The organism is Mycobacterium sp. IDR2000157661 (assembly GCF_022317005.1).
Taxonomy (GTDB): domain Bacteria; phylum Actinomycetota; class Actinomycetes; order Mycobacteriales; family Mycobacteriaceae; genus Mycobacterium.
The window spans coordinates 1,527,328-1,550,350 of the sequence record NZ_CP081006.1 but is presented as its reverse complement, the minus strand read 5'-3'; the positions used below and the strand labels follow the sequence as shown (position 1 = coordinate 1,550,350).

The 23,023-nt window shown below is 66.9% G+C and carries 21 protein-coding genes and 1 pseudogene; 9 read left to right on the top strand and 13 right to left on the bottom strand.

Annotated elements, in window-relative coordinates; all coding sequences use genetic code 11:
• Positions 1 to 12: 12 nt before the first annotated feature.
• The 6 genes from K3G64_RS08445 to K3G64_RS08420 form a co-directional block, all read right to left on the bottom strand.
• Complete coding sequence (locus K3G64_RS08445; protein ID WP_238951053.1) at positions 13 to 156, bottom strand: hypothetical protein; 144 nt, start codon at positions 154 to 156, stop codon at positions 13 to 15.
• Positions 156 to 1,988, bottom strand: coding sequence for a hypothetical protein (locus K3G64_RS08440; protein WP_238949104.1), 1,833 nt, complete (start codon positions 1,986 to 1,988; stop codon positions 156 to 158). Before K3G64_RS08440 ends, K3G64_RS08445 begins: the two co-directional genes overlap by 1 nt.
• 190 nt (positions 1,989 to 2,178) lie before the next feature.
• Positions 2,179 to 3,357 (bottom strand): zinc-dependent alcohol dehydrogenase, encoded by a 1,179-nt coding sequence (locus K3G64_RS08435; protein WP_238949102.1) that lies wholly within the window; start codon positions 3,355 to 3,357, stop codon positions 2,179 to 2,181.
• Positions 3,358 to 3,419: 62 nt separating this feature from the next.
• Complete coding sequence (locus K3G64_RS08430; RefSeq protein ID WP_238949101.1) at positions 3,420 to 4,223, bottom strand: secretion protein EccK; 804 nt, start codon at positions 4,221 to 4,223, stop codon at positions 3,420 to 3,422.
• A 1,424-nt stretch (positions 4,224 to 5,647) separates the two neighbouring features.
• The gene (locus tag K3G64_RS08425; protein ID WP_238949099.1) at positions 5,648 to 6,592 is read right to left on the bottom strand and encodes a hypothetical protein; all 945 of its coding nucleotides are present in this window, start codon (positions 6,590 to 6,592) and stop codon (positions 5,648 to 5,650) included.
• Between the two features lie 167 nt (positions 6,593 to 6,759).
• On the bottom strand, positions 6,760 to 7,422 hold the full coding sequence (locus K3G64_RS08420) for a hypothetical protein (RefSeq protein ID WP_238949098.1): 663 nt from the start codon (positions 7,420 to 7,422) through the stop codon (positions 6,760 to 6,762).
• Positions 7,423 to 7,743: 321 nt separating this feature from the next.
• On the opposite strand from K3G64_RS08420, the gene K3G64_RS08415 reads away from it, so the two are divergent.
• Positions 7,744 to 8,409: an O-methyltransferase gene (locus K3G64_RS08415; RefSeq protein WP_238949096.1), complete on the top strand. Its 666-nt coding sequence runs from the start codon at positions 7,744 to 7,746 to the stop codon at positions 8,407 to 8,409.
• Positions 8,410 to 8,510: 101 nt separating this feature from the next.
• Here K3G64_RS08415 and K3G64_RS08410 read toward each other — a convergent pair whose 3' ends face one another.
• The gene (locus K3G64_RS08410) at positions 8,511 to 9,815 is read right to left on the bottom strand and encodes an HNH endonuclease signature motif containing protein (protein ID WP_238949094.1); all 1,305 of its coding nucleotides are present in this window, start codon (positions 9,813 to 9,815) and stop codon (positions 8,511 to 8,513) included.
• A 305-nt stretch (positions 9,816 to 10,120) separates the two neighbouring features.
• Here K3G64_RS08410 and K3G64_RS08405 point away from each other — a divergent pair, with 305 nt between their 5' ends.
• Positions 10,121 to 10,645 carry a hypothetical protein gene (locus K3G64_RS08405; protein ID WP_238950519.1) on the top strand — a complete coding sequence of 175 codons (525 nt, stop codon included), beginning with the start codon at positions 10,121 to 10,123 and terminating at the stop codon, positions 10,643 to 10,645.
• 29 nt (positions 10,646 to 10,674) lie between these two features.
• Entirely contained in the window at positions 10,675 to 11,097 is a 423-nt protein-coding gene (locus K3G64_RS08400; protein ID WP_238949093.1) for an SRPBCC family protein, read from the top strand.
• Here the strand turns inward: K3G64_RS08400 and ilvD are convergent.
• Positions 11,094 to 12,824 (bottom strand): dihydroxy-acid dehydratase, encoded by a 1,731-nt coding sequence (gene ilvD / locus K3G64_RS08395; protein ID WP_238949092.1) that lies wholly within the window; start codon positions 12,822 to 12,824, stop codon positions 11,094 to 11,096. The genes K3G64_RS08400 and ilvD overlap by 4 nt on opposite strands.
• Before the next feature lie 79 nt (positions 12,825 to 12,903).
• Between ilvD and K3G64_RS08390 the strand changes: the two genes are divergently transcribed.
• Positions 12,904 to 13,521, top strand: coding sequence for a DUF305 domain-containing protein (locus K3G64_RS08390; protein ID WP_238890373.1), 618 nt, complete (start codon positions 12,904 to 12,906; stop codon positions 13,519 to 13,521).
• Positions 13,518 to 13,814, top strand: coding sequence for a metal-sensitive transcriptional regulator (locus tag K3G64_RS08385; RefSeq protein ID WP_238890371.1), 297 nt, complete (start codon positions 13,518 to 13,520; stop codon positions 13,812 to 13,814). The genes K3G64_RS08390 and K3G64_RS08385 overlap by 4 nt, the downstream gene beginning before the upstream one ends.
• Positions 13,815 to 13,823: 9 nt before the next feature.
• Here the strand turns inward: K3G64_RS08385 and K3G64_RS08380 are convergent, their stop codons facing one another.
• Positions 13,824 to 14,117, bottom strand: coding sequence for a thiamine-binding protein (locus tag K3G64_RS08380; protein ID WP_238890368.1), 294 nt, complete (start codon positions 14,115 to 14,117; stop codon positions 13,824 to 13,826).
• Here K3G64_RS08380 and K3G64_RS08375 point away from each other — a divergent pair, their 5' ends adjacent.
• Positions 14,118 to 14,513: an N-acetyltransferase gene (locus K3G64_RS08375; RefSeq protein WP_238890365.1), complete on the top strand. Its 396-nt coding sequence runs from the start codon at positions 14,118 to 14,120 to the stop codon at positions 14,511 to 14,513.
• A 119-nt stretch (positions 14,514 to 14,632) separates the two neighbouring features.
• Positions 14,633 to 15,638: pseudogene (locus K3G64_RS08370) on the top strand (L,D-transpeptidase).
• A 41-nt stretch (positions 15,639 to 15,679) separates the two neighbouring features.
• On the opposite strand, the gene K3G64_RS08365 reads toward K3G64_RS08370, so the two are convergent.
• On the bottom strand, positions 15,680 to 17,686 hold the full coding sequence (locus tag K3G64_RS08365) for a M13 family metallopeptidase (protein WP_238890362.1): 2,007 nt from the start codon (positions 17,684 to 17,686) through the stop codon (positions 15,680 to 15,682).
• Between the two features lie 50 nt (positions 17,687 to 17,736).
• Here K3G64_RS08365 and K3G64_RS08360 point away from each other — a divergent pair, with 50 nt between their 5' ends.
• Both K3G64_RS08360 and K3G64_RS08355 read left to right on the top strand, forming a co-directional pair.
• Positions 17,737 to 18,324 (top strand): hypothetical protein, encoded by a 588-nt coding sequence (locus K3G64_RS08360; RefSeq protein ID WP_238890359.1) that lies wholly within the window; start codon positions 17,737 to 17,739, stop codon positions 18,322 to 18,324.
• Positions 18,321 to 19,010, top strand: a complete 690-nt coding sequence (locus tag K3G64_RS08355; protein ID WP_238890356.1) for a hypothetical protein — start codon at positions 18,321 to 18,323, stop codon at positions 19,008 to 19,010. The genes K3G64_RS08360 and K3G64_RS08355 overlap by 4 nt, the downstream gene beginning before the upstream one ends.
• Here the strand turns inward: K3G64_RS08355 and K3G64_RS08350 are convergent.
• From K3G64_RS08350 to K3G64_RS08340, 3 genes are read right to left on the bottom strand one after another with little or no spacing between them, the layout of a single operon-like run.
• Positions 19,007 to 19,402, bottom strand: coding sequence for a CoA-binding protein (locus K3G64_RS08350; protein ID WP_238890354.1), 396 nt, complete (start codon positions 19,400 to 19,402; stop codon positions 19,007 to 19,009). The two genes, K3G64_RS08355 and K3G64_RS08350, sit on opposite strands and share 4 nt — an antisense overlap.
• Before the next feature lie 39 nt (positions 19,403 to 19,441).
• Positions 19,442 to 19,966, bottom strand: coding sequence for an XRE family transcriptional regulator (locus K3G64_RS08345; RefSeq protein WP_238890351.1), 525 nt, complete (start codon positions 19,964 to 19,966; stop codon positions 19,442 to 19,444).
• Positions 19,963 to 22,896, bottom strand: coding sequence for an MMPL family transporter (locus tag K3G64_RS08340; protein WP_238890348.1), 2,934 nt, complete (start codon positions 22,894 to 22,896; stop codon positions 19,963 to 19,965). The genes K3G64_RS08345 and K3G64_RS08340 overlap by 4 nt, the downstream gene beginning before the upstream one ends.
• Positions 22,897 to 23,023: the final 127 nt, after the last annotated feature.

Sequence of the window (23,023 nt, the reverse complement as noted above, 5' to 3'; positions counted from 1 at the left end):
GATCTCCCGTCTTCACTCGTTGTTCCCGTCGCTCTTGCGGCGGTTCTTCACCGCGATGTAGACCACCACGCCCGCGACGGCGATCGCCGGGGCGAACGCGGGTACGGCGATCCAGATCGGGTGATCGGCCAGATAGACGATTTCCGGATCAGTCATCATGCCTGCGCTGTGGGTTGAAGTTCGGCCTCGCTACCGCTCGGCTGGCTCTTGTCGATCCGGCCCCCGCCCCAGGTGACGCCGGCGACCATCACCAACGTGCAGAACAGCACGATGAGGCACCCGATCAGCCACAGCGACTCGGGGATGTCAGGGCTGCGCTCGCGCTGCAGGATCTCGATCTCGGCGATGAACGGCCGCGTCATCGACGGTTCGGCGGGCACCTCCTCGGCCCCGATGCCGGGATCGCCGGCCAGGTAGATCGGCACCGCGGCCATCGTCTTGCCGTCGTGCACGCGCAGCAGGGTCTTCCAGGTACCCGACACCGGCATCGGCTTGGTGGACTGGAAGTGACCGGGCCCGACCTGCTCGAGTTGGTCGACGAACAGGCCGTCCATGTTGTCGATTCCGCCCTGCCAGCCGAGCACCGAAACCCAGTTCGGGTTGTCGCTGAGCAGGTTCGCCGGGGTGAACTGGATGTCCGCGGTGGCCAAACGCTCACCCTCGTCGCTCGGCGCCTCGGTCAACGTGATGGTGGCCGTTGCGCTTTCCGGAACGTCGTAGCGCAACCCGTTGGCGGTCGTGCCACCGATCGCCAGTACCGCCAAGACCACCAGGCCGATGCTGATGGCGCGTCGCGGCAATCGCTGACCGGTCAGCACCATGCCGATCATCGCGCCGCACGCACCGGTGAGAATGGCCACCGGCACAGCCATCGCCAGCGCCTCCGGCCACAGACTGGTCTCCCACGGGTAGGAATAGACGGCGTTGATCCAGAACGACTCCAGCCACAGGCCGATGGTGCCGACGCCCAGGCCGGCCACGGCGCCCATCATCACGGGACGCTTGATCAGCGGGGTCAACGCGACCAGTTCCACCACCACGGCGGCACCGAGGTACAGCGGGAACCAGTTCTCGGGCGCGCCGAGCACCGGTGCGACCAGGAACGCGACGATGCCGCGCAGACCTATGGCGATGAGCGCGGCGATGAGCGCGGCCCCGCGCCCCAGGTAGATCCGGGCGGCCACCAGCGCCAGTGCGGCAGCGGCGGCGATCAGCATCGGCTGGAACACCTGCCGGAATTGCATGACGCCGAAGTCGAACTCGATCTGGTAGACCGACATGCCGATCAGCACGCCTGCGAAAGCGAGGTACTGAACGAACTTCAGGCCGATGCCGTCGCGCGGCCAGTCCGGCCCGACGGCACGCTTGCCCTCGAGTTCCAGAAACGCCGCGGCCAGCGTGGAGAAGCCGGCGCCGCCGATCATCATGAGGTGGGTAGGACCCCACAGGGTGACGTCCTGGCCGAAGATGCGGTGCCAGATGTCGTCCAGGGGGAACCCGAGAAGCGCGTACAGGCCGCAGCCGGCCATCACGATGCCGCCGACCGGGGCGTGCCAGTCGTCGGTGAGACGCACGGCAGCCGGGCCGGGCCGGTCGAAGGGCAGCACCATCGCGGTGCAGCCCGCGACGAAGATGCCGAACAGGCCGATGAGGATGAAGTAGTGCGCGGGGTTGGCCAGTGCGCCGTCGTCGCGGCCGTTGCCGATGTGCAGGCTGACGTCCCAGATGAAGCCGAACAGGGCACAGATGATCGACGCGATGAACATGGCGATCGGCAGCGCCACCCACGACGGGCGCTTGAAGCGCCGGCCGGACCAGTCGGCGAGTCGCGTCAGCCAGGTGATCTTGTGGCTACGGTGCAGCCAGCCGATCCACAGCAACACCGCAGTCACGATGACTGCGGCCACCGAAAGCCCGATGACTTCGTGAAGGGCGGTGCCGCCGCCCTCGTCCTGAGCCATGAAGGAAATTTCCGGTGATCCCGTCATTTGCCCACCTCAATGTCGGAGGAAACTTCTTACTCGGCGGTAATGTTGCCAGAACCCTCCGAGTTGAAACCAGGGGTATCAGGTATCGGAGAGCAGATCGTTACCCGCGATGCGTCCGGCGTGCGCGCTGCTCGGGTCGCTTCGACCCGGGCTTGCAGGCCGTCGACCGAGCGAATTGGTGGCGCCAGCCTCAGGGCTTGAGGACGACCTTGACCATGCCGTCTTCCTTCTTCTGGAAGGTCTCGTACGCATCGGGCGCATCGTCGAGCGGCAGTCGATGGGTGGCGAACTGCTCGACGCCGAGCGGATCCTCCGCGGTCAGCAAAGGCATGATGTCGGACACCCACCGCTTGACGTTGGCCTGCCCCATGCGGAGCTGGATCTGTTTGTCGAACAACGTCATCATGTTGATCGGATCGGCGGCGCCGCCGTAGACGCCGGACAACGAGATGGTGCCGCCGCGGCGTACGAGCGAGATGGCGGAGTTCAGCGCGGCGAGACGATCCACGCCGGCGTTCTTCATGACCACGCGGCCCACGGGTGAGGGCAGGAATCCGGCGGCGGTCTGCATCGTCTCGGCGATGGGGGAGCCGTGGGCTTCCATGCCGACGGCGTCGATGACGGAGTCCGCACCGCGGCCCTGGGTGTGGCTCTTGACGATCTCGTCGGCGTCGTCGGTGCGCAGGTCGATCAGTTCGTCACAGAAGGCGCGGGCCCGCGACAGCCGTTCATCGACAAGATCCACACCGATGACTCGGCAACCTTTGCGGTGCGAGGCGATGCGGCATGCCATCGATCCGATCGGCCCCAGGCCGAGCACCACCAGCGTGCCGCCGTCGGGCACCTCGGCGTACTCGACGGCCTGCCACGCGGTGGGCAATACATCGGACAGGTAGACGTAGCGTTCGTCGGGACCGTCCTCGGGCACCTTGATGTGGGTGTACTGCGCCTGCGGGATGCGGAGGTACTCGGCCTGGCCTCCGGCGACCTCGCCGTACAGCTTGGAGTAGCCGAACAGGGATGCGCCGGTGCCCTGGTCGCGGTTCTGGGTCGTCTCGCATTGGCTCTGCAACCCCTGACCGCACATGAAGCAGTGGCCGCAGGAGATGTTGAACGGGATGACCACCCGATCGCCCACCTTGAGGTCGCCGACCTCCCGGCCGACCTCCTCGACGATGCCCATCGCTTCGTGCCCGAGGATGTCGCCCGGGTTCATGAACGCGCCGAGGACCTCGTACAGGTGCAGATCAGACCCGCAGATGTTGGTGCTGGTGACGCGGATGATGGCGTCGTTGGGCTCTTTGATGGCGGGATCGGGCACAGTGTCGACGGAGACTTTCCGGCGGCCCTGCCACGTGATTGCTCGCATGGGCGTCCTCCTCGGGGTCAGCTTGAGGCGTGCCCGCTGAGGCCGGCGTCAAACCTCGGCGGTCAGACGGCCGCGCCCGTGGAGATGGCGTCCGAGTTCAGGACGCTGAGATGCTGCCAGTAGATCCAGTCGGCGATCGCGGCACGCTGGTCGGCGGCTTCGGTTGCGGTGTGTGCGCGGTGCAGGGCGAGTTCCTGCGCATGCTCGGCATAGGTGACGAAGGCCTGCAGTTGGACGGGGCCGCGGTCAGCGGCATTGCTCAGCAGAGGTCGGAACACCTCGAACCACAGGAGCGCGCGATTGTCCTTGGGCGGAGTGTCGTCGGTGGGTGGTGGTGGTAATACCTCGGCCAGGCAGTTGGGTGAGATCGCCGCCAATTGTGTTGCAGCAGAGGGAGCTATCACCTGCAGCCGGTGAAGGCCGTTCATCTGCCCGGTGTCGGGTAGGTCGTCGGGGCGCAGAATGATGCGGGGTGCGCCGGGGTCGAAACCCTTGAATTGATCTTCGGTCGCGATGACGGCTCGCAGATCGGTGTTGTGGTGTTGCGCCCATCCATGAAGGGCGAGAACAGGATACGTCGCCCATGTGCCTCGGATGGTGGCGGGAACACTCTCGTCGGCGGTTGCCATCCGTACCTGTTCGGGCAGGTTGACGTTGGCAGGGATGTATCCCAATCCGTAGTTGTTGGCGACGACGATCGAGCCGTCCTTGGCCACGCCGGTGACCCAGAAGAATCCGACATCGTTGATGCCGACGTTCAGTGCCGCGGCGACACGTTGGGCGAACACTGCGGGATCGGCGCCCCCGGGGCGACGACGAGCAGTGGCCGCGGCGATGGCTTCGCGTTGCGCACGAGCGGCCGACACCGGCACAGGGGCCGGAGCGCCGACGGTGCTCGTGCCGGCCGCAGCGGCTGCCGGTTGGGCGGCTGACCCGACCGGGCCGGCAGGCGCGACGGGCGCGGCGGGAGGTGGAGACGCCGGCGGGCCGAGCGGGACGGGCGGCGCGGGAGCAGGTGTCGGCGCGGCAGGCGCGGGTGCAGGCGGAACAGGGGCCTGACCGCTGCCGCCGGTAGGGCCGGACGCGGCCGCGGGTTGACTGGACGGCGCAGAGGGCACATCCGGTGTCGGCGAAGGGATGGGCGACTGCGCGCCCGACGGAGTGCTGAGGGGAGCGCTCGCCTGTAGCGGCTGGATCGGCGGCTGGGAAGCAACTCTGGAAGCGGCCTCGGCCATCGAGCGGTTCATCTCCGCAAGCTGTGCTGAATTGGCAGCTGCCGCCGAAGGACCCGGGGCAGTGGCCGCCTGGCTTGGTGTAGCGCTCAATGGAGCCGATGGTGTGGACACCCCGCCGGAGGGTGATCCGGAAAGCGGGCTCGAGAGTGCGCTGATACTTGGTGGAGAAGGTGCGCCGGGATTGCTGCCGCTGAAAATAGGCGATCGAGGTGCACCATGTGTGCTCGCGGGCGGCAAAGGAGTGGCCGGCGTCGAAGTCGAAGCTATCGGACTTTGAATCTCACGGCCGCCCCCTAGGGTCTCAGCATTCGTGAGGTCCTCTCCAGGCCAATCCGACGTCTGCGCCGGAGTCGGCAATGGTGCCGTGAATCTTCCAGAGCCATTAGGGCTCTCTGCATTCGATGGGCTCGTTCGCGTGGCAACGGGATGAATTGGAGGTGCCATGTGCCCCAGGGAGCCGCCGAGGGACGATTCATCACCAGCTTGAACGAAGTGGGGACCTCGTTTTGGCTCCCATCTGTGAAGCATCTGAGCTTCACTGGCCCCAGCTTGTGACCTGCGGGGGGGTCCTGCAGAAATGCGAGAGCCCGCGGCGGCGACTGTCGATATGTTCTCTCCGCGGATGGCGGCAACTGCGCTTTTGATCGCGGCTGTCTTGGCATCCTCCGGAATCTCTGGATGCGCACGAACCCAGTCCAATACCCTATTGGCGGCTTCAACTAGATTGACTATCTGCGCCTTTGCGGTCGCCGTCTCTGCAGCACTGTCTCGGAACAACATGGCAGCGGATGAGAGGTCTCCTTCCAGGGCATCCAATTGTGCGAGTCGCTCATTCAATGTCCGGCTCGCGTTGGAGGCGCTACCCCCTGTCCAGATGCCCACTCCTCCAAACATCTGCAGGCGCTCACCTGTGGCCACGTCAGATTGCTTGCGTACTGCCTCAGCAGCGCTGGCGAAAGCATCTCCGCGAGCGCGAAGAACATCCTCATCGGTCTCGGGCCACGCCGGTGAAGCCGTAAGACCGTAGGGGTCTGGAGGTCGCGCGATGCCCATCGTTAGGAGCCAACCGTATTACAGGCGTCGAAGATAACTGCAGATGTTCGGTTCGCGGCCCGCGCAAGAAAGGAATCTGCCGAAGTGTAGGTCGGTAGTGCTTGGGCATATGCCCGCCGGTACTGCGCTGCGAGCACTGCGAAGTCCTGAAAAATTGGATTGTTACTCTGTCGCCCAACTTCTTCGATGCTGTCTGCGAAAGTCCTCATAGTTGGAATTACCGCGTCAACAATCGCGCGTTGTTCAGGTGTCCATTCGCTTGCTGTGACGGTTGGATCCAAGGCTTGCCAAGCCTCCGTATCGGCTTGAAATTTATTGAGCAGGCGATCCCATTCACGACATGCCGGATCAGAACTGATTAGGAAGCGTTGCGGACTACTTGGCTCAGTCAGCGGAGCCAGCCTGGCTGGTGGCCGTACTTCTTCCACTAAGGGCGCTCGCGCCTGCGCGGCGTCGTAAGACACGGCGCCGCAGATGTAACCGAGTGCCGCGGAACTCGCAGTAGCAACTCCTGACAGGTAGTTGTCGCGCGAGGAGTATCGGGGCAGAGCCTCAATGTAAGCGCGAGAGTATGCGATGAACTGTTCGTATAACTCCCGCATCACGCGGTGGGGTGTCACCTTCAACAGTTGGACGGTTCGTTCCGCCGCGTCTCGGTAGGCTTCACGGGCGACTTCATACTGGGTCCGTTGCTCAGCCGTCCAAAGTTTCTCGGGTATCGATGGGTCGCGGTTAGCCCACGCACCCTGTGAATTCGCAAGTGTCGTTTGAATCGGTATCCAAGCCGCGCAGCTGGGGTCTTCGGTGATGATGTTGACCGGCCCCGTATCGTCTGCGCTTGCCAACCCATAGGTGTCACCAGTCTGTGTTGTATCGCCACCGTCGTCGTCGGCAGTGACCGAAACCGTCACTGCGACAGTCACTCCGATAACCGCCAGCAGTGCCACTGCGCCCAGTGCCCACTTCCAACCGTTCCCGCGCTTCTTCGGCGGCGGCCCCTGCTGCCACTGCTTCGGCCACGGCTGTTGCTGCGGCGGCGGGCCCCATAGACCCGGATAGCCCTGCGGCGGTAACGGATTACCGTGCGGCGGACCACCCGGCGGGGGCGGATAGCTCACAGTCGAGTCTCCGGTCCGGGACGGATCTGCTCAGGTGCTTGCGACAGCGGTGGCGTCAACGCAGCAGGCGCTCCTTCACCTGTGTCGACTCCGGCAGCTCCTTCGTCTGGTCGCGCGCCGAGATTGTCGGCCGCGTTGGCCTCTTCACTCTTCGGCTCGCCAACCCCCGTCATGTCCGACAGTCGGCCGATCTGTTGCATCGTCTGCTGCGCACCTTGCTGCAACGCTTGCGGTGCCGACCCAGCCGTTCCCGCCATCTGCATCGGCATCTGCACCATTGAGCCGATCTGCCCGCCTTGCTTAGCCGCAGCGACCGTCGGCGATCCACCAGCCCTCGCCGTAGAACCCGCGCTTGAGCTCGCTCCCCCCGACCCTCCGCCGCCGAACGTCTCATCAAACTCGCTTACCCGCTTGCGGACCTCTTCGGCGAGTTGACGATCGGCAGCATCGTAGACGCCGGCCGCGTCGATGACCTTCTTCGCGTATTCGGTCAGCGCCTGCTTGGCGATGGGCATCTGAGCGATCACCGGGTCGACCACCTCGGTCACCTTCGCCGCGATCGCCGCCGACAACGGATCGGATCCAGCCGGGCGGTGCACGGCCGGCGGCTCGGGAAGATCGGCAGCAATGGCCTGCAACCGCCCGCCGGCATCGCGCACGAGGCCAGTGTCGACCCGCAGATCCTCAGTCATCGTCACTCCGCACAGCGATCAGCATCGCGCTGATTGAATGGGAAGCCCCCTCAGGCGTCACAGGCAGATGTTACCGGAGCAGCAATGCCCCATCCGGCACCAATTCAACGGCCCTCGACCAGCTCGATAAGCACCGAATCAACGCCCGATCTGCATAGTGCCACTTTCGATGAGTTACTCCAGGCGTCGCTTCTTCGGGTGACGAGCCACTGGCCACAGCACAACCGCTGTGGAGTCAGCAAAGCGTTCGAACCAATTGTGCCGTCCGGCTCCACTAGTCTTCGCTGTGTGGCCGAACCTGATCCCAAGGCACTCGACGAGCTCTTCAACCTCCTCCTCCACACCGAAGACAACACGCTGCGGGCCGCTCGAGAATCGGCCGATGCCGCTGGGATGCCTGCCATCGAGGTCTCCGCGCAACATGGCAAGCTGCTCTATCTGCTGACCACCATGTCGCGCGCCGAGCGCGTGCTGGAGATCGGCACCCTCGCCGCATACAGCACCATCCAACTGGCCCGCGGCGTCGGCCCCGACGGACGCGTCGTCACCCTGGAATCCGAGCCCAAACACGCCGAAGTTGCGCGTGCGAGCCTGACCAATGCCGGTGTGGGCGACCGCGTCGAACTCATCATCGGCGCCGCCCTCGACACCCTGCCGACCCTCGCCGACCGCGGTGACACGTTCGACCTCACCTTCATCGACGCCGATAAGGAGAACAACGTCGCCTACGTGGAGTGGGCCATCAAGCTCGGTAGACCCGGCTCAATCATCGTCGTGGACAACATCGCTCGCTTCGGCCGGGTCCTGGAACCCGCCGCCGACGACCACCAGGCCCGTGCCGTGCACGACATGTTGGCGATGATGGGGGACAACCCGCGCCTTGAAACCGCCGCGATTCAGACGGTTGGAACCAAGGGTTGGGACGGCTTCGCCATCGCACGCGTCACTGACTGACCGCGAACTCCGCGCAGCTTCGATGGCGGTGTAAATAACTCTGCGGCAATCTGATTCGAGTAATCTATGACGGGTGCCGTCAGTCGCCTCGTCGGAGCCACCTAGTTGTCGGTCGATGGTGGTGGTTGGGGTTGGTAGGGGTCGTACCACCACCATTGGGCGCGTTCGCCCAGGGGTCCGGGGCATGGGGGCACGTCGGGTGGGGGTTGTGTGGGTGGGCGTGCCAGGGATCCGGGGTGCAGGGGCTCGCCGTCGTCGTCGAACACGGTGATCGCTGGTGCGGGTCCGACGATGGTGATCAGGCCGCGGTGGTGCATGCGGTGGTGGTAGGGACAGACCAGCACCAGGTTGTCGAGTTCGGTTGCTCCGCCGTCTTCCCAATGGATGATGTGGTGGGCGTGCAGTCCGCGGGTGGCCCCGCAGCCGGGCACCGCGCAGGTGCGATGGCGGAACTCCAGCGCGCGGCGCAGCCGGCGGCTGATCTGACGGGTGGTGCGCCCACAGCCCAGGGTCTGCCCGTCTTTGTCGAACCAGGTTTGGTAGGTGGCATCACAGGTCAGGTATCGGCGTTCGGCGTCGGTGAGCAGCGGACCCAGGTGCAGCGCCGCGGCGCGTTTGTCGACATCGAGATGCACGATCACCGTGGTGTGCGCGCTGTGGGGGCGCCGGGCGGCTTCGGCGTCCCAGCCGGCCTCCACCAGCCGCATGAACCCGTCCCCGACGGTGGGAAACGGCAGCACCTGACCGCCGCCCTCGCACTGCTCGCCAGCACCGTGCTCGCCAGCACTGTGCTCATCGTCGTTGTGGTCGCGTTTCCACTCACCGATGAGCGCCTCGTGGTGGGACTGCAGGGCGGCGTCGAACGTGGCCGCATCCGGGTGCGACAACCGGATCCGATAACACGCCCCGTGGGCATCGGAGGTCTTGCTGATCGAACGCTCAGGTCCGCGCCGCGGTGCGGGTTCAGGCTCGGGGCGCGGTTCCAAACTGATCGCTTTGCGCAGCTGGCTGACCGTGGCCACACCGGCCAACTCGACGTAGTGGGCATCCGAACCCGCACCGGCTTTCTGGGCGATGACCCCGACCTGATCCAGTGACAACCGGCCCTCGGCAAGGGCTTGGGTGCAGCGGGGGAACTCCTCACAGCGGGCCGCGATCGCGGCCATGGTTTTGGCGTTGGCCTCGGTGCAGCCGGTCTTCCAGGCCACCAACCCCGCCAGCGAGCGCACCCCGGTCATACCCCACAACCCGTCGCGGTCGATCTCGGCCACGATCTGCACCAGGCGCCCATCGATGGCGTTGCGCTGCCCACACAACTGCGCCACCTCCTCGAACAACACCGCCAACCGCTCCTTCGGCAACACCGAAGCAGCATCGGAAGTATCGGAGGCGGCGGTCGAGGACATGGTCCCATTATCACATCCAGGTCCGACAAGTTTGGGCAGCCGGGTTCGATCATCAAGCGAGACAACCTCACTCGTATTACTTAGCCGCATCACCGCAACCACGGCCCCGCCGCCGAGATGCCGGATGTGAGCCGAAAGTGCGTTGGCGGAAAGGGTGCTAGGGCCCGTGGCCTCCCGGCAGCTGCCCGATCCGCGGGACCTGATGGTGCAGTTCGCTCAGAGGATGAACCACGTCGCCGGGTTCCTGCCTGAGCTATTCGGTCGATTCGCCGAACATCGAACCTCGCGGTGTGCTAATCAAAGCCATGTCGAAAAGGCTGTCGGTAGTCGCCTTGACAGCGGGCGCGGTCTTAGTTGTGGCTCCTGCCGCGCATGCCGACCGAGCGGAACCCCCACCGCTGTACGGTTACTACAACCTTTTCATCGACTTCTCGAGACAGACGTTCAACGGTATTGCTACGCCGATGAATCCGATCACCGTGCCCGTCTCGTTCACGACCCAGTGCGACGCGAACGGTTGTGTGGCGAGCATGGACAACTCCGATGACCATGCCCGCAATCCGGGCGCTCCGTTGGCTTACGAGTACAGGTGGAACAACGCCCGTTGGGAGACCACTGGCGAGTACCCCTACTTCTGCGATCGCAACAACCCTGACAGTGCAGTACAAGCCACCCGCTCGGACTACCTGACGCCGAACCCCGACGGCAGCTTCGTCGGCGAGCGGACCCTGATGCTGGCCGGGGCCGGATGCCCGGGTGAAGGCCCCGGCGTGCACTGGCTGCCGACCTCGTTGACACCCATCGATCCGCCGACGCCACCGCCTGAGTGACAGCCGTTTAACGCCGTCCTGTCCGGGGCATGAGTGCAGGGATGTTGAGCTTCGGTTTCCGGCGTGGCATGCCCACCGTCGAACTGCGCGCCGACGTCGACCCGGCCGCGGTGTGGGGCGTGCTGGTCGACCTCGACGCCTGGCCCCAGTGGGGCCCCACGGTGCAGGGCGCCGAACTGTCCGAGCGTGGACCCCTGCGGGTCGGCTCACACGGGAAAGTCATGACGCTGCTTGGTGTCTCGCTGCCGTTCACCATCACTGAGCTGGAGGTCGGCCGCTGCTGGGCCTGGGAGGTCGTCGGCATCGGCGCCACCCGTCACGAGGTGTGGCCCGAAGACGGCGGAAGCCGCATCATCTTCGGCGTGCCGTGGTGGGCGACCGCCTACCTGCCGGTCTGCGCGATCGCCCTGCCTCGGATAGCCGCCATCGCCGCCGAACGGCAGAGCCGCTAACCGCACACCGCGCCGCCGGCCGCCGAGCCGACCAGCTTGGTGTACTTGGCCAGCACGCCGGTGGTGTAGCGCGGCGGAAGGGGTTCGAAACCGGCCTTGCGCTCGTCGAACTCCGCCGGATCGACCAGCACGTCGAGGGTGCCCTTGGCGACGTCGAGACGGATTCGGTCGCCGTCCTTCAGGAACGCGATGGGTCCGCCGTCGACCGCCTCGGGCGCGATGTGCCCGACGCACAGGCCCGTCGTGCCGCCGGAGAACCGGCCGTCGGTCATCAACAGCACGTCCTTGCCGAGGCCTGCCCCCTTGATCGCGCCGGTGATCGCGAGCATCTCCCGCATGCCGGGACCGCCTTTGGGTCCTTCGTAGCGGATCACCACGACGTCACCGGCCTGAATCGTGCCGTCCTCCAGCGCGTCCAGAGCCGCCCGCTCGCGCTCGAAAACCCTTGCGGTGCCCTCGAACACATCCGAATCGAAGCCCGCCGACTTGACCACCGCACCCTCGGGAGCCAGTGAACCGTGCAGGATCGTGATGCCGCCGGTCGGATGAATCGGATCGGTCAGCACGCGCAGGACCTTGCCGTCGGGGTCCGGCGGCGCGATGTGGGCGAGGTTGTCGGCCATGGTCTGTCCGGTCACCGTCAGGCAGTCGCCGTGCATCAGGCCGGCGTCCAGCAGCGCCTTCATCACGACGGGCACCCCGCCGATGCGGTCGACGTCGGTCATCACATGGCTGCCGAACGGTTTCACATCGGCCAGGTGCGGCACCTTGGCCCCGACGCGGGTGAAGTCGTCGAGCGTCAGCTTGACGTTGGCCTCGTGCGCGATGGCCAGCAGGTGCAGCACCGCGTTGGTCGACCCGCCGAACGCCATCACCACCGCGATCGCGTTCTCGAACGCCTCCCTGGTCAGGATGTCGCGGGCGGTGATCCCGCGCCGCAGCAGTTCTACGACGGCCTGCCCAGAGCGGCGCGCGATCCCGTCCCGGCGTCGATCGGTGGCCGGGGGAGCGGCCGAACCGGGCAGCGACATGCCCAGCGCCTCGGCCGCCGACGCCATGGTGTTGGCGGTGTACATGCCGCCGCAGGCACCCTCGCCGGGACAGATCGCGCGCTCGATCGCGTCGACGTCCTCACGCGGCATCAGCCCGCGCGCGCATGCGCCGACGGCTTCGAATGCGTCGATGATCGTGACCTCCCGCTCGGTGCCGTCGCTCAGCTTGGCCCTGCCGGGCAGGATCGATCCGGCGTAGAGGAAGACGCTGGCCAGGTCGAGGCGGGCGGCGGCCATCAGCATGCCGGGCAGCGACTTGTCGCAGCCTGCGAGCAGCACCGAACCGTCCAGGCGTTCGGCCTGCATCACCGTCTCGACGCTGTCGGCGATCACCTCGCGCGACACCAGCGAGAAATGCATGCCCTCGTGGCCCATCGAGATCCCGTCGGACACCGAGATCGTGCCGAACTCCATCGGGAACCCGCCGGCGGCGTGCACGCCGTCCTTGACCGCCTTGGCCAGCCGGTCCAGCGACAGGTTGCACGGCGTGATCTCGTTCCACGACGACCCGACGCCGATCTGCGGCTTGGCGAAATCGGCGTCCTCCATGCCTACCGCGCGCAACATCCCGCGGGCCGCGGCCCTCTCCAGGCCGTCGGTGACGTCGCGGCTCCGGGGCTTGATGTCGGGCTCCGCCCGACGGGAGGCTTCGATGTCGGGAGTCTTTGAGGGCATCAGCCAAGTATGCCTCTGGCGTTTGTCCCGGCCAAACCGTTAAAAATACCCCTCTGGGGTATGAGGTACGCTGGCGGCCATGATCTCTCTGTCCGCCCGCTTGATCGCGATCCTGGCCGCCCTCACCGCGGTCGTGTTCCTCAGTTCGTGCAGCAGTTCGGAAACCACGTCCGACGCGCACTCCGGTCACCAGTCGGACGAGCCCGTCATCGGCGGGGAGCCCGCGGGGTTCAACGCCGACGACGTGGCGTTCGCGACCAACATGATTCCCCACCACAAGCAGGCCGTGGAGCTGTCGGCGATGGTCCCGGACCGCTCGACCGACCCGCAGGTCAGGGCGATGGCTGAGCAGATCTCCAGCGCCCAGGAACCCGAAATCCGCACCATGCAGGCGTTCCTGGTGCAGTGGAACGAGAACCCGCACGACAGCAGCGGACACGAGGGCCACGGCATGACGATGCAGGGCATGGTCGACCAGGCGACGATGACCAGGCTCGAGTCGCTCAAGGGCGAGGAGTTCGACAGGCTCTGGCTGGAGTCGATGATCAGCCACCACCGGGGGGCTGTCGAGATGGCCCGCGCCGAACTCGCGAACGGCGACAACGTGGACGCCAAGCGGTTGGCGCAGTCGATCATCGACACGCAAGAGGCCGAGATCGCGCAGATGCGACAAATGCTGGAAGGCGGCGGAGCATGAGCGAGACTGTGACGCACGGCTATTCGCCGCAGAAGGAGAACTACGCCAAGCGCCTGCGCCGCATCGAGGGTCAGGTGCGCGGGATCGCCAAGATGATCGACGAGGACAAGTACTGCATCGACGTACTCACTCAGATCAGCGCGGTCAACAGTGCACTGCAGTCGGTGGCGCTGAGCTTGCTCGACGAGCATCTGGGTCACTGCGTCACCCGAGCCGTTGCCGAGGGCGGCGATGAGGCCGACGCCAAGCTGGCCGAGGCGTCGGCCGCCATCGCCCGTCTGGTGCGGTCCTAGTCCGGCACGTCAGCCGCCGAGGACGTCCTCGATACGCTGGACCTTGGCCGTCAACTGGTCGGTGTGGCCCGGGCGGATGTCGGCCTTGAGGACCAGGCTGACGCGCGGCGCCACCGCCGCCACTGCGTCCACCGACCGCTTGACCACCGCCATCACCTCATCCCATTCACCCTCGATGTTGGTGAACATCGCATTAGTCTCGTTGGGCAGTCCCGATGCGCGGACCGCCCGGATCGCCTCGGCCACTGCCGCACCCACGCTGTCGTCGCCACCTGTCGGGCTCACACTGAAAGCAACAATCACATGACCAGTGTTCGGCTGGTTCCCGCCACCGTCGAGTACCTGCAGGCCTTGCAGTCCGATCCGGCGGGGTTCGGCCTGCTCATCGGGAGCGCGGTGCCCGCAGGCTGGCCGGAGTTCGGAGAGTCGATCGGGTTCAGTATCGACCGGTTGCGTGACCATCCCGACGAGGCCGACTGGTGGATGCACTTCTCCCTCGCCGACGACCGGTTGGTCGGCGGTGTCAGGACGGTGATCGCCAACACGCTGGCCCGGGACAACCCGTCGACGGGTGTGCTGCGCAGGCTCGGATTCACACGAACCCACGAGCTCGTCGACCCCGAGGACGGGCCGATCTGGCGCTGGGAACTCCCGCTCACCGGGGAGGCAGAAGTAACACCGACCGGTCTCGGCCGATAACACAGCAGGTCACTGTGTGGTGCCGGGCACTGACCGTCTTGTCGTGGTGCGTGGAAGCGCAGGGCGGTTCCGGATGCTATGCCACACTGGACGAAGTTCTGCGATTTGGGAGGTTGTGTATGCGGAGGCGACTGCTCACCGCGCTCGTGGCGGCTGGATTCGTCGGCGGGATGGTGCTGACCAGCCCGTCCGCAGTGGCTCAGCCACCGGCTCCGCCCCCGCCGCCCCCGGCGCCGGTCGCACCGGCGCCGCCTCCGCCGCCGGCGAATCCGTTAGGATTCCCCGCCGCCCCCGCCGGCCAGCCCGTTGGCGCCGGCGGCCAACCCGCTGTTCCCGGCCGCGGACCCGATGGCCCAGCAGCTGCCCATACCGGAGGGCACGCCGGCCGGTCAGAACCCCACCCCGTACGTCGGTTCGCCGGTGTTCGCGCCGCCGACCTTCAACCCGGTCAACGGTTCCATCGTCGGAGCCGCCAAGCCCATCTACATCAACTTCCAGCGGCCGATCGCCGACCGCGCGATGGCCGAGCAGGCGATCCACATCTCGTCCAATCCGCCGGTGCCGGGCCGGTTCTACTGGACCAGCGACACGCAGGTCCGGTGGCGGCCCCAGGACTTCTGGCCGGCGGGCACCGTCGTCAACATCGACGCGTCCGGCGCCAAGTCGAGCTTCACGGTGCCCGAGCAGCTCGTCGCAACCATCGACGACTCCACCAAGCAGATGGAGATCCACCGCAACGGTGAACTGGTGAAGACGTTCCCGGTGTCGATGGGCAAGGCCGGTACCTACACCCGTAACGGCACCCACTACGTCCTCGAGAAGTTCGACAGCATCGTGATGGACTCGTCGACCTACGGCGTTCCCGTCGACTCGGCCGACGGCTACAAGGTCAAGGTCCAGAATGCCGTCCGGATCGACAACCAGGGCATCTTCGTGCACAGCGCGCCATGGTCGGTCGGGTCGCAGGGCGAGGAGAACGTCAGCCACGGCTGCATCAACCTCAGCCCGGCCAACGCCCAGTGGTTCTTCGACAACTTCGGCTCCGGCGACGCCGTCGTGATCAAGAACACCGGCGGCGGGCTGTACAACCAGCCCGACGGTGCGTCCGACTGGCAGATGTTCTAGCCCGGACCGACGCCCCGGATCAATGCTCGGCGCGACGAGCGCTAGTTCCAGATGCGGACCCGCCGCTGCGGTTCCAGGTAGAGCGCGTCGTTCACGCTGACGTCGAACGCCTCGTAGAACGCGTCCATGTTGCGGATGACGCCGTTGCACCGGAACTCCGGCGGTGAGTGCGGATCGGTCGCCAGCCGCCGGATCGCCTCCGCGTCCCGGGACTTGGTCCGCCACACCTGTGCCCAGCCGAAGAAGACGCGCTGCTCGCCGGTCAGTCCGTCGATCACCGGAGCGTCCTTGCCCTGCAGCGACAACCGGTAAGCCAGCAGAGCGATCGACAGTCCACCCAGATCGCCGATGTTCTCCCCGACGGTGAACGCCCCGTTGACGTGGTGCCCGTTACTCAGCGCGCGGGGCACGTAGGCGTCGTACTGCTCGATCAGCTTCTTGGTGCGGGCGCCGAACTCGGTGCGGTCCTCGTCGGTCCACCAGTCGACGAGGTTGCCGTCACCGTCGTACTTGGCGCCCTGGTCGTCGAACCCGTGGCCGATCTCGTGGCCGATCACCGCTCCGATTCCGCCGTAGTTGGCGGCGTCGTCGGCCTCGGCGTCGAAGAACGGCGGCTGGAGAATCGCCGCGGGGAAGACGATCTCGTTCATACCAGGGTTGTAGTAGGCGTTGACGGTCTGCGGCGTCATGAACCACTCGTCGCGGTCCACCGGCCCGCCGAGCTTGGCCATCTCGCGGGCGTACTCGAATCCGTAACCGCGCCGGAAGTTGCCGTAGAGGTCGTCGCGCTCGATGACCAGCGCCGAATAGTCGCGCCACTTGGCGGGATAACCGATCTTCGGGGTGAACTTGTCGAGCTTGACGAGTGCCTTCTCCCGAGTCGCCGGCGTCATCCAGTCCAGCGAGTTGATGCTGACGCGGTAGGCCTCGCGAATGTTGGCCACCAGTTCATCCATCCGCTCCTTGGCGTGCGGTGGGAAGTGGCGCTCGACGTAGAGCTTGCCGACGGCGTCGCCCAGCAGGCTTTCCACCACCGACACCGCGCGCTTCCAGCGGTCCCGGATCTGCTCGGTTCCCGATAGCCTGCGGCCGTAGAACGAGAAGTCCTCGGCGATCAGGTCGTCGGTCAGCAGGAACGCCCGCGCATGGATCAGCCGCCAGCGAAGCCAGCACTTCCAGTCCTCGAAATCCTCACCGGACCACGTCCCGGCGAAAGCGGTGAGGTAGTCGGGTTGCCGCACAACGACTTCGGCAGGATGCCTCTGGTCGCCGAAGACAGGGGCGCCGAGCGCGGTCAGCCAGCCCGACCAATCGAAGCCGGGTGCCTCGGTGGAGAGGTCGGCGAAGGTGCGCAGGTTGTAGGAGAGGTCGGCGTCGCGGCGTTTGACGACGTCCCAGTGCGCGGCGGCCAGTTTCGTCTCCAGTGCGAGGATGCGAGCGGCCGTCCCGTCGTGCTCGTCCTGCGACGAGCCGAAGACGAGGCCGAACATCGCCGCGATGTGCTTCGGGTAGGCGGCCAGGATCTCGGCGTGCTGCTCATCGCGGTAGTACGACTCGTCCGGCAGGCCAAGGCCCGACTGGGTGAAGTGCAGCAGGTAGCGCGTCGAGTCCTTGGAGTCGGTGTCGACGTAGACGCCGGTGGCGCCGCCGACGCCGGTGCGCTGCAGGTCGCCGAGCACCACAGCCAGCGCCTGGGGCGTCTCGGCGGCGTCGATGGCGGCCAGTTCCTCGAGCAACGGCGCCGTCCCGCGCTCGGCGACGGTCTGCTCGTCCATGAAGCTGGCATAGAGATCGCCGATGCGCTGCAAGTCGGTGTCTGGCGAATACCCAGCGGCCCCCGAGGCCGCCGCTTCGGCGATGAGATCGCGGACCTGCTCCTCGGCGCGGTCGTAGAGCGACCGGAAGGCTCCGTCGGTAGCACGGTCGCCGGGCATCTCGTAGTCGCGCAGCCAGCCGCCGTTGACGTGGCCGAACAGGTCGTCCTGCGGGCGGGCTTCGGCGTCGACGTGGGTCAGGTCAATACCGGATCGAATGGCTTCAACGGTCACCTCACCAGGGTGCCAGACCGCGAGAAGAGCAGCCCGGTAGCCTCGCGCCCATGCCAGACGACGAGCCGACGACCGATCACGACGACGGACCGGCGCTCACCCGTTTCGGGGTCGCCTCCGCCGTGCTCGCCGTGATCGCCGTGGCCGCGGTGGCCCTGGCCGCCCTGATCTGGGTGCAGCACGACGACCACACCGACGAACTCCGGTATCGCGCCGCCATCATGGCCGCCGCCGCCGAGTGGACCGAGGTGCTGATCAACATGAACAGAGACACCGTCGATGCCGACATGAACGCGCTCCACGAGGGGACCGTCGGTCAGCTCAACGCCGACTTCGAGGCATCCGTCGAGCCGTACCGCAAGCTGGTCCAGACGTTGCAGTCGCGCACCAGAGGCCAGATCGACTCGGTCGCGGTGGAGACCATCCATCATGAGCAGCCAGGAGCCGACGGCGCGCGGCCGCCGCAGCCCGAGCTTGCCGAGGCCGCATCGCGCACCGACACGGTCATGGTGATCGCGACGTCGGTCAGTGAGAACGCCGGCGACGAGGAGCCGCGGACGGTCCGCTGGAACCTGCGACTGGACGTCTCCGAGGTCGACGGCAGGCTCCTCATCTCGGGGCTGGAGCCGATTCGATGAGGAACGCGTGGCGGGTGGCGGCCTTCGACGTCGCGCCCCCGATCGCGGCGGTCGCGGCGCTGGTCTACATCGGCATCGCCCTGGCGTGGCCGCTGTGGTGGGTTGCGGTCTGCTCGGTGCTGTGCCTGCTGATCGTGCAGGGCGTCGTGGTCAACGTCGTGCTGGCGCGCCGGGACAGGGTCACCGTGGGCGCCGACGACGACGGGCCCGGGTTGCGGCTGGGCGTGGTGGCGGTCGCGACGACGGCGGTCGCGGCCGCGGTCCTCGTCGGCTACCTCAACTGGACGGTGCCCGACCGGACCCTGCGCAACGACATCACCGAGGTGGTCGGCATCGCCAGCAGCGTCGCCGAGGCCTCGGCGACCTTCACCCCGCAGAGTCCGACCGCCTCGATCGACCGCGCGGCGGCGCTGATGGCACCTGAGCGCGCCGAGGCGTTCAAGAACGAGTTCTCCGCTGTCGCAGAGCAGTTGACCAGCCGCAACATCTCCGCGCAGGCGAGCACGGTGTCAGCAGGTGTCGAGGCGATCGGCCCGGACGCGGCCAGTGTCGCGGTGGTGCTGCGCGGCACCCAGAACGCACCGGGGCAGCCGCCGGACACCGCGGTGCTCGCCCTGCGGGTGGGGCTGTCGAAGCAGAACGGACGCTGGCTGGTCGAGGACGTGTCGCCGATCCACTCCCGTTAGCGCAGCAAGCGGGCGTGGTCGACCTTGATGCAGCGGTCCATGACCACCGACAGGCCTGCCGACTCGCCGTCGCGGGCGATCTGCTCGTCCCACAACCCCAGCTGCAGCCAGAGCACCTTGGCGCCGATGGAGATGGTTTCGGCCAGCACGGCGGGCAGATGCTCACGCCGTCGGAACACGTCGACGAGGTCGGGCACCACCGGCAGGTCGGCCAGCGACGGGTACACCGGCGTGCCGTCGATCTCGCTGACCGTCGGGTTGACCAGGTACAGCTCGTAGTCGCTCGCGGCCTTCAGATAGGTCCAGATGTCGTGGCTGGCCCGCATCGGGTTGGGGGACGCGCCGACGATCGCCACGGTGCGCGTCTCGCGCAGTATCTGCTCGAGGTCCATGGCCATGGCATACCCGGTGCGACGGGTCTCAGCCGCGGATCAGGAGTTGGGACCCGGGCGCGCCGAGCGCATCTTGGCGAACCGCTCGGAGAGCCGCTGCATGCGGACCATCAACGCCGCGGGCGGGCTGACCTCCCCGGACAGGAACGTCGCGAACTGGGCGCTGGGCACTCCGATGCGCGACGCGAACTCCTGCTGGCCGAGCCCGGAGTGCTCCACCAGTGCGCGGATGTGGCGGGCCACCTCGGCGCGTTCGTTGGCCTCCAGATGTTCACGGGTCCGGACGAGCACCTCGGCCAGCGCCTTGGACACGCCATAGGGGCGGGCGGTCTCCAGCACCTCCTCGACCTGGCGGGCGGTGCGGCCGAAGGGGTCACGCTTGATCGCTGCGACGATGCGCTGCCACACGGCGAGATCGTCGGTCTCCAGCGCCGCGCGGATCGCCGCGGTGGGCCAGAACTCGACCGGCCGCTCGTCGGCGACGGGCCGCGGCGCGGGCTGGCGCTGATCCCGGGCGACGACCTCGCGGCGGCGGGTGTCCCGGGCCTCGGGCGTCACCGTCACCTCGCCTCCTCAAGCATCGCTACGGCCACTGACAGGCAGCGCTCCCTGACCTTGGCCCAGTCAGCCTCCGCCTCCGGCCCGGCCATCCGGGTGTCGTGCTCGTCGGACGGCTGCGGGTCGGCCAGTCGGCGCACCAACTGGGTGGCCACCCATTGCTTTCTCGACTGTTGTCCACAGTAATACCGGTCCATCCCGGTCAGTACTTCCGCGGCGGTACGAGTCTCCATGGACTCGACCAGATCGGCAAACTCGGCGTAGTCCTTGGTGCTGTTGCGGCACATGATCAGGTAGCTCTTCAACCGCAGCGTCTCCGCGCCGGTCGGCACCTGCAGCCGGTCACCGGTCGGCAGCTGGACGTTGGTGGTCTCCATCGGGCTGCGCCGCTCCATCGGAGGGCGCTCGCAGTCCGAGGCGGCCTCCAGCGCGTCGAGCGCCACCGACAGGCGACCGCGCCACATCGTCACCGGGTGTACCGGCAACGCCCCGGTGGCCAGGGCCTTACCGCTCCCGTTGTCGCCCCCGTTGCGGTGGCTCCTGCCGTTGCGGTGCGCGCCGTTGAGCCGGTCGACGCTGCGTAGCTTCGTCGGGATCGCGACCGTCCCGCAGCCGCCGAGGGCGAGCGGGTCGGCAACGGTGACCGCATGCGGGGCAAGGGTTTTCAGCTTGGCCGCGGACTTGACTACTATGCGCATCTCGGAGCCGGTCGCACCGAGCGAGGACAGGTCGTCGGGGATGATGACCAGGTCTGTCGTCTCCACCTTGGGCAGCGGCTTCTCGAAGTCCACCGACGGCAGGATGCGGGCCAGCCAACGGGGCAGCCACCAGTTCCATTCGTCGAACATCGCCATCAGCGCGGGTACCAGCACCAGGCGCACCACCGTCGCGTCCACCGCGATCGCCACCGCGCAGGCGACACCGAGTTGCGCCACCAGGGGCATGCCGGCGAACGCGAACCCGATGAACACCGCGATCATGATCAGCGCGGCGCTGGTGATGGTTCTCGCACTGGTGCTCACGCCGTAGGCGACCGCGTCGCGGGTGTTGCCCGTCTGCAGGTACCGCTCGCGGATCCGGGTGAGCAGGAAGATCTCGTAGTCCATCGACAGGCCGAAGGCGATCGCGAGCACCAGCGGGGGGATCGTGCTGTCCAGCGACGGCAGCGACGCGAACCCTAGGTCCTCGAGCCAACCCCACTGGAACACCACCACGAGGCTGCCGTAGGCGGCCGCCACCGACAGCACCGTCATGAGAACGCCCTTGAGCGCAAGGAACACCGACCGGATCGCGACGAGCAGCATCAGGAACGCGATCAGCGCGACGAAGAGGAAGACCCACGGCTGGGTCTTGGACACCTGACTGTCGAAGTCCTTGATCAGCGCCGTGGGCCCCCCGACGTCGATCCGGACGCCGTCGGGGCCGGCCACCGCGGGCAACTCGGCGCGCATCCAGTCGACCGTCTCGCGCGCGCCCATGTCCTCGGGATCGACCGACAACACCGCCGACAGCAGCGCGTGCCGGTAGTCCTCGCCGAACACCGGCGGACTCACCGACACCACGTTCGGCCCCTGCGCCATGCGCTGGCGCAGGGAGTCGAGCAACGGCTCCTTCGACGGCGCGGACGCGGCATTGCCGTCGGGGAAGGTGACCAGCACTCGCACCGGGCCCAGCGCACCGGCACCGAGCGCCTCGGCCGCGGCGTTGACGCCGCCGCGGATCTCGTGCGTCGGCTCGAACTGGCGCTGCATGCTGTTGCCCAGCACCATCGAGAAGGCCGGCGCGGCGAGCGTGAGCAGCAGAGCGGAGGCGGCGACCGCCGACACCCACGGCCGTCGCATCACCCAGCCGGTCCAACGTGTCCAGAATCGCGACTGGGTGGTCTCCGGGCGCCGCGACCAGTGCAGGTACGACGAGCGCTTGGCCGCCGAGCGTCCGAACGTCGCCAATACCGCAGGCGTCAGCGTGGTCGACGTCAGGACCGCGATCGCGACCGCCAGGATGGCGCCGGTGGCCATCGACTCGAGCACCGGAGTCTGGATGAGGTAGATGCCGGTGACCGAGGCGATCACCGTCAGCCCCGACAGCACGACCGCCAGACCCGAGGTGGCCATAGCGGCGTCGGCGGCCTGTTCGGGATCACGCCCCGCGCGCAACTCTTCGCGGAACCGCATGAGGATGAACAGTGAGTAGTCGACGGCCAGAGCAATACCGAACATCGACACCGTCGAGGCCACGAACACCGACATCGTCGTGATCGACGACAAGGCGTAGACCACGCCCATCGTGACGACGACGGTGCAGATGCCGAACACCAGCGGCACCGCGGCGGCGGCCAGCGATCCGAATACCGCGAGCAACACGATCAGGACGATCGGCAGGTTCCACTGCTCGGCCTCGGCGATGTCGGTCTTGATCGCCCCCGAGGCCGCGGCCCCGAGCGCGCCCTGGCCGATCACGTAGAGCTTGACCCGGCCGCCCGCGATCTCGCCGGGCTCTTCGCCGTCGACACCGACCTTCTCGCGTAGCCGCTTGGCCACATCGGTGGCGCCGGTGTTGTCGAAGTCCAGCTGCAGGGTGATGACGTAGGGCCGGTCCGGCTGCGGCGGCGGCTGTTGCGGGTTCCGGGTCACCGTCACGCTGGGAACCTCGGCGGCGAGCCGCTCGAGGTGGTTGACCGCGAGGTTCATGTCGTCGAACGAGGCGTCCGGACGCGGGGCAGCGACCAGCGCCAGGGGGGACGCGCCCTGGTCGGGGAAGTGATCTTCGAGTTCGTGCTGCACGCGCAGCGACTGGGAGCCGTCGACCTCGAAGCCGCCACCGGTGAGATGACCGGAATGGTTCAGCGCGAGATAGATCGACGGCACCAGGAGAAGTAGCCACACCGCGAATACCGCCCAGCGGAATCTGCGCAGGGTGCCACTCAAGCGCATCATGAACTGCTGGATGGTGACTCCCCGCTCTCTCCCCGGCGTTTCGTAGCCGAAGCGTACAACAGCGTGGGGTAGGGTGCCGCCGCTCGCGAGATAAGCCAGCAACGCCCTCAGCTGCTCTGATCGGCTT